This is a genomic window from Paucibacter sp. PLA-PC-4, assembly GCF_026241155.1.
Classification (GTDB): Bacteria; Pseudomonadota; Gammaproteobacteria; order Burkholderiales; family Burkholderiaceae_C; genus Roseateles_E.
Genome location: NZ_JAPFGP010000024.1, coordinates 1 through 15,128, shown reverse-complemented (window position 1 = coordinate 15,128; position 15,128 = coordinate 1). Strand labels below are relative to the sequence as shown.

Genomic DNA, 15,128 nt, shown 5'->3' with positions numbered 1-15,128 from the left:
GGAAGCTCGTCATGACAATCGCTGTCCTGCACTCGACACCCCGGTCGCCTTTTGCCGCGATGCGCGGATACCGGCTGCCCAGTGCGGTCCTTTGGCTGCCGCTGCTGATAGCACTGGGCGCCTGCACGACCCTGGGACCCGCGTACAACCCACCAGTTGTGATTTCCCCGGCGCAATGGGCCGACCAGCACGGTGGTGCGCCCAACCTCGCGGCGCCGCTTGAGGCCATAGCCGCCTGGCCGGCTGACCGCTGGTCGGTGTTCGGCGACCCGATGCTGGTCGAATTGCAAGGCCTAGCCCTAGCATCGAATGCCGATGCCCGCACGGCCGCGCTGCGGCTAATGCAGGCCCGCGTCGAGGAAACGACGGCCTCGGCGCTGCGCGGCGTGCAAGCCGGCGCGAAAGGAGCGGTATCGCGACAGCGCCAGAGTGAATCCGGCTCCGGATCGCGCGTCGCGGGCGCGTTGGGTGGTCCTGCTGGTGAGCAGGTCATCAGCGCGCTGAGTGCGCCCTTCAACCTGTACCAGGCCGGTTTCGACGCATCGTGGGAGCCTGACCTTTGGGGGCGTGTGCTGCGCAGCGAACAGGCCGCGCAGGCCACCACGCAAGGGCACGAAGCGAATCTGCGGCAGATGCAACTGGGCGTCGCCGCCGAAGTCGCACGCAATTACTTCGCGTTGCGCCAGGCGCAAGCGCAGTATCGGCTCGCCGAACAGGAACTGGCCGTTGGGCTAGAAACGCAAGGACTGCTTCAGGGCCGCCACGAGCAGGGCTTGGCGGACGACTCGGCGCTGCTGAGCCAGCGCGCCGGCATCACCGGCTTGCAGGCCACGCTGACGGCACTTCAAAGGCAGGCGGCACAGGCGATCAATCGGCTGACGCTGCTGTGTGGCACTGAGCCCGGCGCGTTCAACGAGCGACTGATGACCGATGCTGTAGAACCGCCGTCGGCACCATTGCCGGACCTGCGCCTTGGCCTGCCGTCGGACCTGGCGCGGCGGCGCCCGGATGTCGCCGCGGCCGAAGCTCGACTGCGCACCGCGACGGCCAGCATCGGCGTCGCCCAAGCCGACCTCTATCCCCGCATCACGCTGGGCGCTAGCTTTGGCTTCGAGACCATGGACAGCGCGTCCATCGCCGCCTGGGGCACGCGGCAGTGGAGCGTGGGGCCGAGCCTGAGCCTGCCGCTATTCGATGGCGGTCGCCGCCGCGCTGTGGTCGCCCTGCGTGAACTGCAGCAACAGGAGGCCGCAGTGGCGTTCCAGCAGGTGGTGCTTCAGGCCTGGCACGAGGTCGACGATACCGTGGCGGCCTATGTGGCCGAAGCGCAGCGCTTGCGGCAAAGCCAGCAGCGGCTACGCCTGGGCGATGATCATGCAGCACGCAGCCAGGCTCGCTACGACACGGGCATGAGCAACCACCTGCCGGTGCTGGCGGCGAGAACTACGGTGCTGCAAGCCCATCGCGACATTGCCGACGGCCAGGCGCGGATGCGCATTGCGCTTGCGGCCTTGTTCAAGGCGCTCGGCGAAGGCGCCGACGCTGCCAGAGGAACCCGTTCGTCCAATGCAGACGCGAGCCGGCCAACAGCGAGTTTCGCACGGTGACGAGCCTGCGCAGCTGTAGGTCGTCCGAGATGTGCTCGTGAATGTCGGCTGCAAGGCCATGAGCTGTCGTACGAACCAGTCAAGTGGAAGACTGCTCCTGGCCTGGTCGCGCCCGCCAGCTTTCGGAATTGCTCGCCCTGAAGTAGCCGTTCAGGACGCAATCTTTGAGCGACTGCTCTCGGGCGATGACGTTGACCGAGCGGGCACCCGCACCCGGCCGGGAGCAGGTCCTCGCGGCGGGCGGCTTCCCCGTCGCTGACAGCGCTGCATGGTCAAGGCCGCGCTGCTTGAATGAACCATGCCAACGATCTTGAGCGGCACGTCGAGGGCGAGTGACTCCAGTTTGCCTACTGACGCAACGAGCGGACAGTCGCCGTCGCCGCTGGGGCGCGGCTGCAAACACGCTGGTCTTATAGCGCAGGGCCAGTCGGTGCGGCTGCTGCCGCTCCCGCGACTGCGGCGAGTGTGCCCTATCGCAACAACGCCGCGAACTCGTCCGCGGGGAGCGGCTTAGCGAACAGGTAGCCCTGGCAGAATTCGATGCCATGCTGCCGGACCCACGCTAACTGTTCCTCAGTCTCCACGCCTTCAGCGACGACCTTCAGCCGCATCAAACGGCACATCGCGACGATCATTTCGGCCAACGGGCGATTGGCTTCGGCGCATTGGACGAAGGACTTGTCGATCTTGAGGGTCCCGATCGGGTAACGTTGCAGATAGCCCAGGTTTGAGTATCCGGTCCCGAAGTCGTCAAGAGCAATGCCGATGCCGAGCGCCTGGATCTCGTGCAGCAGTTCGAGGGCGGTCTCGCCGCGGCCAACCAGCATCGATTCAGTGATCTCGACCTGCATCTGGCAAGCGTCTCCCTGCGCATCGCCGAGCGCCTGCGTCAGATCGGCAAGAAGCTCGGCGTGCAGCAACTGCCGAGGCGACAAGTTGACCGACACGCGAAGGTTGTGGCCGGCGACGCGCCAAGCGACCTGCTGTGCCACAGCAGTGCGGAAGACAAATCGACCGAGATCGTGGACCATACCGGTGCTTTCGCAGGTCGGAATGAAGACGTCGGGCGACACGAATCCGCGCTCCGGGTGGCGCCAGCGCACGAGCGCTTCGGCGCCGACGATCACGCCGGTTGCGACGTCGACGATCGGCTGGTAGAAGACCACGAATTCACCGCGATCGAGCGCGTGGCGCAGATCTGCTTCGAGAGCCGTGCGGTTCTTGACCGCCTCGGTCATCACCGGGTCGTAGTACGCCACCTCGTTGCGTCCGCGCGCCTTGGCTGTGTACATCGCCAGGTCGGCGTTGCGAAGCAGCGTTTGGACGTCGTGACCGTCGTCCGGGAAAAAGCTGACCCCAATGCTCGGCGTGACACGCACTTCATGGTTGTCGATCATCATCGGCTCCGAGACGCTGAGCATCAGTCGCGTCTTGATCCGCTCGAGCTCGTAGCGCACGTTCTCGCCGACCATCAGGATCAGGAACTCGTCGCCACCGAGGCGTGCGACCAAGTCTTCGGAGCGAACGAGCCGGCGTAACCGCTGCGCGGTCTCCACGAGCAGCAGGTCGCCTGCGGCGTGGCCCAGCGTGTCATTGACGTCCTTGAATTGGTCGAGATCTATGAAGATCAGCGCGGCCTGCTCGCCGACAGCGCGCATCGACGCGACGATCGACTCAAAGCGTTGCATCAGGTGGGTGCGGTTCGCCAGGCCGGTCAGCGAGTCGTGCATGGAAAGGAAGCGGGCCTGGGCCTCGGTGCGCTTGATCGCGCTGACATCGGCTTCGCTGATCAGCAGGGCCGACTGCCCGGTGACCGCGTCGGTGCACCGCCGTCCAGAGACCTCGTGCCAGCGCTCGCCATTCGCGGTGCTCACCTGGAGGGTCCGCGTCACGCTGCCCGCTTCGTCCAGCGCCCTGACGAGTGCCGCGTACGCTGTGCCGTCGACGATGCGGTCTTTCAGTGTCTCGGTGGGAGATCGGACCGAGTCGCGTGCTGCCGGGTTGCGGTAGAGCGCCTGTCCGTCGGCGCTGAAAAGCGAAATCATCACCGCCGTATGGAGCAGGGCTTCTACCGACCGCAGCGACTCCGGTTCGATCAGCCCGGAGACGCGTCCCTCGCAAAACATCGCCATCCGATGATCGGGAAGCCGATGGCCGCTGAAACGGACGTTCAACGCCACGGGCTTGCCACCGGGATAGTGAGTCCACTGCTCGTTGAAACTGGCTCCGCAAGATTCAAAATCGCTTTGGTATTGCGCCAGTCGACGCGCGACCGACTCGGACATCCCGGTGCCCATATCGCGCCCGCACAGTTCGGACAGGTCCGGTGCTGACCAGACCGCGAGAGCCGCGCGATTGGCCCAATGGATCCGACGACAGTCAATGTCGAAGATCCAGACTGGCTCGGTCACAAGGTCGAGCGCAGCGTATTGCCGGTTGCGTTCCTCAAGGTTCATAGCGACCTCGGTGCGGCTCACGGCGCAAGCAGGGCGTCGATCTCGACGTAGCCGGGCGACCGGCGGACGTTGCGCATCCAGCGTGCCACGCTCGGAAATCGGGAAAGATCAAAGCCGCCTTCGCCGGCGAGGTGCGTGTAGCCGAACACCGCGACGTCTGCCACGCTGTATCCATGGTCGGTGACATAGTCGCGTTGGGCCAGGTGCTCGTCGAGGATCGCCAGCGCTCGATAGCCTTGATCGAGCCAGCGGGGCATCTCGGCCGCGTGCGCCTCGCGTTGTGACGGAACGATATGGGTGAAGAACCGGGCCGGGGAAATGGCCGGCTCGAGCGAGGTCTGCTCGAAGATCATCCACTGCAATGCCTGCGCCCGGGTCGCTGCGCAGGCAGGCATCAGCGCCGTCCCTTCGGCCAGCCACCAAGCGATTGCATTCGATTCGCCGATGCCGCGCCCATCTGCCAGGACGAGAAAAGGTAGCTTGCCGCGCGGGTTGACGGCGAGGTACTCCGGCTGGCGGTTCTCGCCGACGAGCACGTCGAGGTAGCGCACGGCGCAGCGGCGCTCGGTCTGGCGCATCACCAGAGCCGGCTTGAAGCTGTTGCCGGAGCCTGGCGTCAGGAAGAGGGTGTTGTTCATGGCGATCCCAGCCAAAGCGCTAGCTCATTATCGGTCTACGGGCAGATGAGTTGAGGGACATCGAGCGTCTCCTCGATGCCTTCTTGACGTCGACCGCTTTGGTCGTGAGCTGATCGGTTTCCACGCCAGACTCGAGACGGCGCGTCGTGGCGAGGTCGGTAAGCTGGTGCGCGCGATCGCCGCCAAAGGCGGCGCGGGGGGCGGGGTGGCACGGGCGTGAACGGCCGGGCAGGAGTCGCGGTCGTCGCGAAAGAAGTGCGCCAGCTGGCCGGCCGGAGGGCAGCGACAGGGCGCGAGACCAAGCACTTGGCAACGACGAGCGTCGAGCGGGCCGCGCTGGTCGACAGGGCGGGCGAGACGATGAACGTCTCGTGACCAGCATCGGGCAGTAGATGGCGGCCGCGGCGACGAGCCTGAGCGAATAGGTCAACGGCATGATTTGCTCGGTCTGCGGCTTTGAGCTTAAACGCGCCCCCGAAACTGCTGAACTATTGGAGACGGTCGACTGCTTTTCGGCTGCGCACCTGGCTACCCGAAGCCCTGCTCCGGGTCGATTGCGCATTTCCGCCGGCTGGAGCAGCGGTCTTCCGATTGCGTGATGCCCTGGCGGTGCCGCAAGCCAGGCACGCACGACCGCAGAGCCTCTCGAAGCGACAACCTATCCGACCGTGGGCCGAGCTACTCAGTGACCGGTAGGTGGCCGAGAGCATGAGTTCGGCCGCGGCGACCGAAGGACCGGAGACGCTGCGGACCTGCCGGTCGCTATTGCAAGGGCAGCACCAGGCTGTTCAGAGACATTGGGCCGCTTATGGTGAATGGCGGCGGCCGCAAAAAGCGGTCAACCGCCGACCGCGGCCTCGATCGACCGCTGTACCTCCAACACCGGTGAGTCGACCTCGGCCCGCCGGTTCGTGGTTCGCGAGCGACTCTTTGCGCTCGCGATCATCGACTGGACCCGACCCATCTGCGACACCCGGCCGGGCCATCTCATCGCCGTAAAGCAGTCAGTCACTGGAACTCTTACGGATGCGGTCCCCCTCCGAAGAGCTCGCTGCCAACGTTTTCGCCTTTGCCAACCCCTCGTCCGACAGGAGAACCGACTCCTCACGCCTATGGGGATCGCTGATCAGACCCTGAGCATGCACCGCATCCATCACTTCGAAGTCGTAGGGCTTCCACGCGCGGCCGCCCTTAAACTCAAATACACCGAGTAGAGCAAGGACAGCTTCCCGCACCTTCAGTTCAGCGTACTCCATTTGGACCTCGCAACGTTCGCGCTCAGCGGGCGGCGAAGCCGTCCGCTGCAGCAACAGGTTGGGCCGCAACGCAACGACTGCCACCCACACCTGCATAGACATGCAGCGCGAGGGTTTGCCGTAGGACCAGATTCCTTGGCAGGAGCGTCGAGTCATCTGACGATCGGATTCGTGTAGCCTCCCAAGGGCTTAGGATTGCTCGATCCGGAGTGCATGCTCCACTTCATCAGAAGGTGACGTGATGGCAATGGAGCGTGAGCCGCCTCACCAGGGCGGATTCACGAACTCTGAGCACGAAGGGCCCTCTATCCCTCAATCGGTTTGATCGCGCAGACATGCACTATTTTCGAGATCAATCAGCGCTCCCGGACGATACGCGCCTCTGGCGCTACATGGGGTTGCAGGGCCTCACGGCGATGTTGACCTCCAATACGCTGCGCCTGACTCGCCTGGATGGCTTCGACGACCCCTTCGAGGGCACACTTCCACACAGCCAAATCGTCCAAATGAATCAGCAGTTCGCAGCTGCTGTCGATCCCACGGAGCCCATCTATCGGCAGCGCTCACGCCAGGCGATAGATCCCCGTCGCCGCAGCATTAGTTGGCGCGAGGAAATGCGACAACGACGCGAAGCACAAATTCGATGCGCTCATGCCAGTTGCTGGCGACATGGCACCGAATCTGATGGCATGTGGCGCCTCTATTGCGCTAACGGCGGGCAGGGTATCGCCATACTCACGTCGTTCGGCCAAGTTGTGCGCGAGCTTGCAACCACGGACGCCATTGTCGGTGCGGTTGAATACCGGAACTACCACGAGGGGAGACCATTCGAGACGGAGGTTGACGCCTTCTTCCACAAACGGTTGGGATTCGCATTCGAGCAGGAGCTTCGGGTCCTCATATACAACGCCGATGCCGCATATCAGCATACAAAGTTCATTGCAGGATTCACCGATCTGCCCCCAGGGAAAGTGGAACCCTTCGTCTTCCTCCCCTTCCGGACAGAATCGATCGCCAACGAGATCGTGGTTAGCCCATATGCATCCGCTCACTTTGAAGCCGAACTCCGGGCATTGCTTGACTCCCTCAGCCCAGCGCTCTCATCCAAGATCACCTACTCGGAGTTGAGCGAACGACGGTATCAACGCGGCGTCTAGGACCAGCTTCCCACACACCGGGGTTCGGCGTGCACCGGCGCTTAGCGTCGAAGGCTTCTTCAGCCAGGAGGACAACAGCTCCAATGCGTAGCTTGGCGGCTGTTTCGCGCTCGCAAATTGGTGGCCACGGGCTGAATGTTCTTCCCCATCGGCAACTCGTCAAGCAGATCCGCCCAAGCCAGAACCATCCGGCGGCGCTCACCGGCATCGCCATGCAATTAACTTCCTTGCAGAGAACAAGGAAGTCACAGCAAAAGGATCCATGCGCGCAGACTCCCAGGCAAACGGGGGTGATACCCCCACGACTAGGCAGGCGCCGCTACTCGAGACGCGGCCGCATCTCCGTGGTGCCGCCGGGCAGCCTGTCCCACTCCAGCACATTGAAGAGATGCCAGGCGGGCAGCACGTAGGCCATGCGCGCCTGCGCCGGATCGTCCGGACTGGCGATGAACATGCCCACCAGCGTGGCGCTGCCGTCCGGGTTCCAGGCCACCACGGCCGAGCCGCTGTCACCCGCCTCCGGTGCGGGGCAGTCCGCCAACACGCGCAGCCGGACCAGGTCACGGTGGCGGATGTCCAGCGTCGCGACGCTGCCATTCATCAGCACCAGATACTCCAGCGGCAGTTCGGACCCGATGAAGGCATCGAACTGCGAGAGCATGCTGCCGCGCGGCACCGGATGCCGGGGATGGTTGGCGGGAGCAAGGATCTGGAAGCGATGCGTCTTCACCAGCGCGTTGAATTGGCTCTCGGTCTTCGCGTAGGGAAGCGTCTTGGACAAGCTGATGCCGACAAAGGCCTGGCCCAGCCAGGCGTCGTTCGTGGCCGAGGCCAGTTGAGCGTCGAAGCTCAAGCCCGCCGGAGACAAACGCCCGCCCCAGGGCGCGCTCGCGCCCACCGCGCCGCCGCCCACCTCACTGAATGGCAGCCCGGCGCCCGGGGCCACCTCGTTGATGCGAGCCACCGGGCTCAGCACATGCAGCGCGCTCAGCAGCAGGCGCGACGACGCGCCGGGCGCGCCGACGAGCGTGACGCCGCAAGTCACCGTGCCCACGCCGGAGCTGTGGGGATTGAGCACATCCACCGCCGTGCGGCCCCGTGCCACGCCGCCCAGGAACCATTTGGCCGGCTGCACGTCCGTGGGCACGGCCAGCAGTTCGCGCCGGCCGTCCACGTCGCCGTAGGCCAGCAAGTGGCGTGGCAGGGACTGCGCCGCATCCGACTGCCCGGCGGACCACTTGCGCTTGACCACGAACACGATGCAGACCTCGTCATGCAGGGCCGCCTGTCCCTGCCCGGTCTGGCGCGACTTGAAGCCAACGGTGACGCTGATGACGTTGCTGTAGGCCCGGGTGAGTTCGGCCGAGCGTGTCTCCACGATCTCGCGGGCCAGCCGAATCTGCGCGGCCACGTCGTCGAGCTGGGCGAAGCGCGCGATGGCGGCCTCCTCGCCGGGATGGCGGGCGGCCACGGCGTGCGCCTCCACGCGCGCCATGCGGGTGCGCTGGTCCTTCGGCTTGCTGGTCTTCGCGGGCATGGCTGCATCGCCCACGCTAGGCCGGCTTCAGGCAGGTCGTGGCCGAGGCCTCGAACGCCAGATCCCAGCCACGGGCCGCCGGCTCGGACGGGATGCCGATGTCCTTGAGTAGGCCCTTGGCCAGGGCGGCGCGGTCCACGTTGGACGCGTCTGCCGGGCAGCGCAGCGTCACTTTCAGCGTCTTGGCGTCGACCTTGATGGGTATCGCGGTGATGTCGAAGGTCTTGCCGTCCACGGTGAACTTGGTCTTTTCCTTGAGCGCCCTCAGCGCGTCGTCGATGGAGTCGCTGGCTGCCTGGGTGGCCGCGGGCGTCAACGGCCCTCCGCCGCCGCCGCTGCCACCAGCCGCCGCCACGGACACCGCCACCGAGGCCACCCGCACGGTAGGCGAGCTGTCGCTGATGCGCAGCGCGGTTTCCGCCGCCTGCTTGAGCTTGCTGCCCGTGGCGCGTATCTCAACGCGGCTGTCGAAGCGGATGGGAGCGCGCAGTTCCAGGCCCTCCACCACCGGTCCATCCCACTGGACGAAGTAGGGCTTGACGCCACCCGCGATGTCGAAGGTGCGCAGGCTTTCCGCATTGGCGAGGAAGTTCAGCGACGTGGCGGTGGTGGACAAGGCGGAGGACACCTGGGCCACGCCGCAGTCCTTGAACGCGTCCTCGGCCCAGGAGGTGGCCCGCCCGCGCATCAGGCGACTGAGCGTGGCCGTGGCCGTGGCGGTGGCCTTGGTGGCCGCCTCCAGGTCCGCCAGTTCCTGGTCGACCGCGCCCGTGGCGGACTTAGCGCCTATGCCCCCTGCCGCCTTGAGTGAGTCGGTGATCAGGCCCTCCACATTGGAACCTGGCGCGAATGCTCCGGCCATGCCCGCCAGTCCGGAGACGATGCCCGGCGTGCCCGCCAACGTGCCGGTGGATTCGACATGGCCCTTGATCACCGCGGTGTCGATCCGGTTGACCGCCGCCACCAGCTCCCGGGCGGCGCGCCCCGCCAGGTCGGTGAACTGGCTGGCCGTGCCGGCCGCCAGCTCGGCCGACTCCTTGGCCTTGGTCGCGGCCTCCAGCGCGGCGGTGTAGGTCGACGCGGATGCCGGCACCGCCGCCATCTTCTTGCGCAATGTGTCCATCGCCGCCACCAACGTCTCCTTCCTGTCCTGAACCTCCTGGATGGCCTTGACCAGCGCCGTCCATTCCCGGTCGCTAATGGCCAGCGGCAGCACCGCACGCTCGGCGCAGTCCAGTGCGTCGATACCGGCCAGCAGCACCAGCACGCGCGAACGCGGCAGGTTCTTGTTGCCCAGCGCATAGCCGGTGCCCGCCACCAGCGAGGTGCCGAAGATGGCGTCGCGATGCGCCTTGCCCACCGCCAGCGCCGCCACCGCCGCGCCCGCCACCACCAGGCCGTTGCCCAGCACCGCCTCGGTGCGCATCTGTTCCTCCACCGCGCCGCGGTACGCGGTGCGCCCGCGCTCCAGCGTGGCCAGCGCGGCAGGCATGGATTCGCCAGGGTCCTTGCCTTCCGGCGCCCGCTGCCAGGTGACGATGGGGGTGGCACAGCCACCCAAGGCCAGCACGCCCATCAGGAACAGCGGCTTCGCGCGGTGTACGTTCATCATCTTGTCCTCCCAGTAGGGTGCGAGAGGCTAGGACGCAAGGGATGGCCCGGCATCCTCAATCAAGAGGACGGCGCGGCCGCCGCGCATTGACGCCGGCCCCGCCGCTCCCCAATACTGGCGCCAGGAGGAGTACAGCGCATGGCGACACCGGAAGACAGTGGATGGTTTCAACAGAAGTTGGCCGCTTGGGTCGTGATCAGCGGCATGCTGGTCGTGGGGCTGTGCGCGGTCACCGCCATCATCTTCGCGGCGCCAGTAAAGGAAGCCGCCGTAGAGGCAAAGAACATCTTGGCCCTGCTGCTCCCCGTCGTGGGCACTTGGATCGGCACGGTGCTGGCGTTCTACTTCGGCAAGGAGAACTTCGAGGCCGGGGCCCGCGAGGCGAGGCGCTCCGCCGCGCAGCCACTGGACTCCAAGGCCGTGGAGTTCGCAATTGCCTTCGACGCCATCAAGCCCATCAAAGTGAAGGACGACGCGGACGCCCAGGCACTGGCGCTGGACAACATCGACCTGCACCTGAAGACCACCACCTTCGCCCGCGCGCCCATCATCACCAACGAGCGCCTTCCGCTGTACGTGGTGCACCGCCAGCCGCTGGATTCCTTCCGCGTGGCGCAAGCCACCCTGGCCGGGGCCAACGCCCTCTCCACTCTCACGCTGGCCGACCTGCTCAAGGACCCCATCGGTCAGGTGGTGAAGGACTCCGTGGTCTGCATCCCCGCCACGGCCACCCTGGCCGAAGCCAAGGCGGCCATGGAGGCGCGCAAGGGCTGCCAGGACGTGTTCCTGACCAGCACCGGCAAGGCGGATTCCGCCATCCTAGGCTGGTTGACCAACAACGAGATCCAGCGCGCCGCGACGCCATGACGGGCGGAGCAGTGCGAATCCCCAAGGACCTGCAGACGGCGTTTGTGGATCGCCATCTGGCGCTCGGCCTCGGTGCGGGCGTCTCGCAAGCCTCCAAGCTGCCGGAATGGAATGAACTGGTGTGTCGGCTGGCGGAGCAGTTCCCGAACGTGGGCCGCCAGTCCGCGGAGGCACTGCTCGCGGCCGGCTACGACGCCACCGTGCTGGCCACTATCTTGCGCGCCAGCGCGCCGGGCAAGAAGGAGTTTGCCGAGCTGGTCCGCCAGGCGCTGTACCGCGACTTCCCCTTCCGGCCCGTGGTGGGCAAGGAGACGCATACCCAGTTTGTGGCCCACATCCGCAAGACCAATCCCACGCTGCACGCCGTTGGCACGTTCTGCGGCGTACGCGAGACCCAAAGAACCTTCTTGCCCAACCCGCGCGTGCGCGCCGTGCTGACCCTCAACCTGGACGCGCTGCTGGAGATGTACACCCGCGCCCGATTCCGCAAGCGGGTGCTGCGCACCGTGGAACGTGCGGCAGCCGATGCCAGTTCATCCCGCATCCATTCCTACCACCTGCATGGCTTCCTGGTGCGCGACTTCACCAGCGCCACCCGGCGCAGGGAAGCGGTGGAATCGGCTGACCGGCTCATTTTGACCGAGCAGCAGTATTTCGATGTGGTGGCCGACGCAAACGGCTTCGTCAACTACACCTTGCTGTACTTGCTGCGCGAGTACCGGTTCCTTTTCATCGGTCTCTCCATGCGCGACCCCAACCTACGCCGTGCCTTGCACCTCTCGTTCAAGGAACGCATCCGCGAGTTGCTGGCAGAAGGCGAGACCGAGGAAACCGCCTGCGCGCGCTCGCTGCGCCACTGGGCCGTCATGAAAAAAAACACGCCTGAGCTGGACTCCGCCACTACGGTCCTTCTGGAAGTGATTGGCGTGAAGCCGCTGTGGATCAACGAATGGGCCGATATCCCGGCCCTGCTGGAGGCCCTATACGAGAGTCCCGGAGAACACTCCTGGGTTGACGCCGCATAGCACTCAGTGGGGGAAAGACCACGCATGCCGAGTATGCGTGGCATCGTGCATCGGCAAGCGGATTTCGGGGGTGTGTCGGCAGAATTTTTCGCATGGAATCTACCTCGACTCCAATGCAACGTCGGCCGTTCTCCCGGCCGCTCTGGAGGCCGCACTTAACGTCATGGCCGCCTCGTAAGGCAACCCGGCAGCGTGCACAGCACCGGCCTGCGAGCGCGCGCTCTGCTCGATGAGGTACGGGACGGCGCCCGTCGCGTCCTGAAGTTCACCTCGGGTCGCCTCGTCTTCAGCAGCGGTGCGACTGAAGGCATGCCACCGCTGTTGAGCCGCACGAAGACGTTCAGCACGCGGTCCAGCGACTATTCGTCCTCTTGGAAGTAGTGGATGGCCGGGTTCTTCAGCAGAACGTTGCACGGCTTCGCCAGCGCGCCGCCGCCCCTGCCGTTGAGCTTGTACTCTGTGGCGTAGCCCATCATTCTTCCAGGCGCCACGTGGCTTAGGCCGCATTGTGGCAGACCGAGCGTCAGCTAACCGCCGCATTGCTGCCGCCAGTGGCGGTGCCGGCCGCGAGACCGAGCGTCGGCTTGTTGGCGCTCCCCGTGAAGCCACCCGCTGACGGCCACCGGCTGCACCCGCTGCAAACCGGTCGATGCGCACGGGTATCCAAAGCGGAGTCGGATGGCACGAAGATTGCCAAATTGGCATTCGCTTTCCTCGTCTGCTGAAGGGAACTGCGCTTCTTCTGTGAGTCATTGCCCGATGTTCCAATGCGCAAAGACAGGGAGAACTCATGGACCTCATCGACCGCCTGCTAGGCCGCCCCACGCTCACCAACCTCATCCGCGATGTAAGACGATTTATGCAAGCTCAAGGGCTCGCAGTTGTCAAGGTCCATCCCGAGCAACAGGAGGTCGTCGTCGAGCGAAATGGCTCTCCCATTCGCGTCTACCTTGGCAACCTCCGCCACGAATACATCAAGGCCAAGCGCCGCGATCGCCAGAGTGTGCTCGGAGGGTTCCTAGCCAGCATCGTCAACGAGGACTCAGCGCATCCTGCAAGCTATGCGGATGCCAGGACCATGCTGCTCCCGGTCATTCGATCCATTGGAGCCCTTGGCGTCGCGATGACAGCGGCAATACGCAATCCGGATGGGAAACCCATGCCGGCCATCGTGCAGCGGCCATTGGTTGCCGACCTCGCCGTCAGCCTCGTCATTGATCGCCCAAGGTCCATGTCCTACGTCAACATCGATCACCTCGCTGACTGGAATGTCAGCCTGGAGCAGGCCATTGACGACGCGCTGCACAACTTGCGCGTACTTCCTGAGCACGGAGGATGGACACAGATCCATCCCGGCCTATGGCAAGGGACCTGGGGCGACACCTACGAGAGTTCGCGCATTCTTTTGCCCGACCTAATTCACCGACTGGGCGTCACCGACCCCGTTGCCATGGTTCCGTTCCGTGACGTGTTGTTGGTGACATCCCAGGCTAACGTTCAGGCCGTGCAAAAGATCGTCGATCTTGCCGTCGGCTCCATCGACAACAACACACGGTGGGTCAGCTTTGAGCTACTGCGCTTGAACGGCGTTCGCTGGGAATCGTATGCCCCCGCAGAACATCAGGCCCAGCTTCAGGACTTGTCAAAACGCAACCTGGCCGATGCCTATGATTCACAAAAGCAGATCCTCGACGCTCATTTCGAAGCCAAGGAAATCGACATCTACGTCGGCGCGCACCAACTGGTGCAAAGGGATGGCGACCACTTGAGCTCCTATGCCGTCTGGACCGAAGGGATCGACATCCTGTTGCCGCAGGCAGATCGCATCGCGTTGGTCCGGCCCGAACACAAGGAGTTCAGTCCCTTGATGATCTCGTGGTCGATGGCCCAAGAGCATTTCGGGGAGTTCTTCGAGACCACCGACTACTCACCCACACGCTACATGCTGAAAACATTCCCGGAACCTCAGGCCATCGAGGCTGTTCGCCAACTCGTTGAGGCCAACTAGCGCGCGCTCAAACGCATTGAATGCGGCGGCACCAACTCACCGCTGACGCCGGTCGGTCTTGCGGTAGCCATAGTCGCAGCCGACGTCTGCGACAGCCTGGAACTATCAGGTTCACGCTCCGGGTCACGAAGCCCTCATTGGCTCGCCTGGCGTCGCGCCAGCGGCGATGACCGTTGTTGGCGGTGAAGCAGCCGTCCAAGCGGTCTGGCCGCCGTTCACCGCGTCAAACGTCGGCGAATGTCTGCTGCTCGAAGCGTTGGAATGGCGCTATGTGCCCAAAGCGGAACTTGGGCGAACTACGGGTAGAGGCTGGAAGCCGTCCTAGAAATACTGTCCGGAAAGCTCAGTGAAATCGATGGGAGCAGTGAGCTTGGCTATCTGATTGCAGGCTGGCGGCAGGCGAGTGGTCGACGGTCAATAGGCGCTGCTGGTCCGACTGGTCGCAGGAGTTGGATGATTCTTACGATCTCAGCATGTATTTCAGGCCAGTCATTGGCATGACTTTCATCAACACGGTAGTCAACGAGGAGATCTGGCTGTAGGCGATCACCTGAAGTGCAGTGGCCCATTCGACAATACAGCGTGGGATGACTCTGCCCAGACAAAGAACTACGGTTCTTGGCAACGTAGACAGTAAAGGCGTCAATGCCATATGCGGTGCGTCGCTGAACTTCGTGCCGATCGAGACCTACTCGGGGAGCGCTGTATTCAATCGGATCACCCGCTTCGCGAGCCTCATCAAGGCTAGATTTCCTCGTCGGCTGTACCTTGTCGGGCCTGTCCGAATTTCTGTGTGTGAGGCTCGTTGAGCCTTCACCGATTTCGTGAAGGCGGTGGGGGATCCTACGACACCGGTCTGGTGAATCGATCTTCGTAGAGGATTGCGAACTGGTTCATCGCGGCTTTCCAGTGGTGAGTCGGTCGGGTCCAGTCCTCGGTGATGTTGCGCAGCGCCAGCCAGATCA

At 64.5% G+C, this 15,128-nt stretch carries 10 protein-coding genes; 5 read left to right on the top strand and 5 right to left on the bottom strand.

Translation table 11 applies throughout. The annotated features are described in order from the left end of the window. Nucleotides 1-11: 11 nt before the first annotated feature. Nucleotides 12-1,607: an efflux transporter outer membrane subunit gene (locus OOZ63_RS25810; protein ID WP_266008540.1), complete on the top strand. Its 1,596-nt coding sequence runs from the start codon at nt 12-14 to the stop codon at nt 1,605-1,607. Nucleotides 1,608-2,077: 470 nt separating this feature from the next. Here OOZ63_RS25810 and OOZ63_RS25805 read toward each other — a convergent pair whose 3' ends face one another. The 3 genes from OOZ63_RS25805 to OOZ63_RS25795 form a co-directional block, all read right to left on the bottom strand. After that, a complete protein-coding gene (locus OOZ63_RS25805; protein ID WP_266008538.1) occupies nt 2,078-4,084 on the bottom strand; it encodes a putative bifunctional diguanylate cyclase/phosphodiesterase in 2,007 nt (668 codons plus the stop codon). Beyond that, complete coding sequence (locus OOZ63_RS25800; protein WP_266008536.1) at nt 4,081-4,701, bottom strand: glutathione S-transferase family protein; 621 nt, start codon at nt 4,699-4,701, stop codon at nt 4,081-4,083. The genes OOZ63_RS25805 and OOZ63_RS25800 overlap by 4 nt, the downstream gene beginning before the upstream one ends. 1,004 nt (nt 4,702-5,705) lie before the next feature. Then, nucleotides 5,706-5,957: a DUF6429 family protein gene (locus tag OOZ63_RS25795; protein WP_266008535.1), complete on the bottom strand. Its 252-nt coding sequence runs from the start codon at nt 5,955-5,957 to the stop codon at nt 5,706-5,708. Nucleotides 5,958-6,292: 335 nt separating this feature from the next. Here OOZ63_RS25795 and OOZ63_RS25790 point away from each other — a divergent pair, with 335 nt between their 5' ends. Beyond that, a complete protein-coding gene (locus OOZ63_RS25790) occupies nt 6,293-7,114 on the top strand; it encodes a hypothetical protein (protein ID WP_266008534.1) in 822 nt (273 codons plus the stop codon). 319 nt (nt 7,115-7,433) lie between these two features. Here OOZ63_RS25790 and OOZ63_RS25785 read toward each other — a convergent pair whose 3' ends face one another. Beyond that, the gene (locus tag OOZ63_RS25785) at nt 7,434-8,651 is read right to left on the bottom strand and encodes a hypothetical protein (protein ID WP_266008533.1); all 1,218 of its coding nucleotides are present in this window, start codon (nt 8,649-8,651) and stop codon (nt 7,434-7,436) included. Nucleotides 8,652-8,667: 16 nt separating this feature from the next. Beyond that, complete coding sequence (locus tag OOZ63_RS25780; RefSeq protein WP_266008532.1) at nt 8,668-10,263, bottom strand: hypothetical protein; 1,596 nt, start codon at nt 10,261-10,263, stop codon at nt 8,668-8,670. Nucleotides 10,264-10,401: 138 nt separating this feature from the next. Between OOZ63_RS25780 and OOZ63_RS25775 the strand changes: the two genes are divergently transcribed. The 3 genes from OOZ63_RS25775 (at nt 10,402) to OOZ63_RS25765 (ending at nt 14,163) form a co-directional block, all read left to right on the top strand. Next, nucleotides 10,402-11,130 (top strand): hypothetical protein, encoded by a 729-nt coding sequence (locus tag OOZ63_RS25775; RefSeq protein ID WP_266008530.1) that lies wholly within the window; start codon nt 10,402-10,404, stop codon nt 11,128-11,130. 11 nt (nt 11,131-11,141) lie between these two features. After that, nucleotides 11,142-12,155, top strand: a complete 1,014-nt coding sequence (locus tag OOZ63_RS25770) for an SIR2 family protein (protein WP_266008529.1) — start codon at nt 11,142-11,144, stop codon at nt 12,153-12,155. Between the two features lie 790 nt (nt 12,156-12,945). Next, nucleotides 12,946-14,163, top strand: coding sequence for a hypothetical protein (locus OOZ63_RS25765; RefSeq protein WP_266008528.1), 1,218 nt, complete (start codon nt 12,946-12,948; stop codon nt 14,161-14,163). The last annotated feature ends 965 nt before the right edge of the window (nt 14,164-15,128 follow it).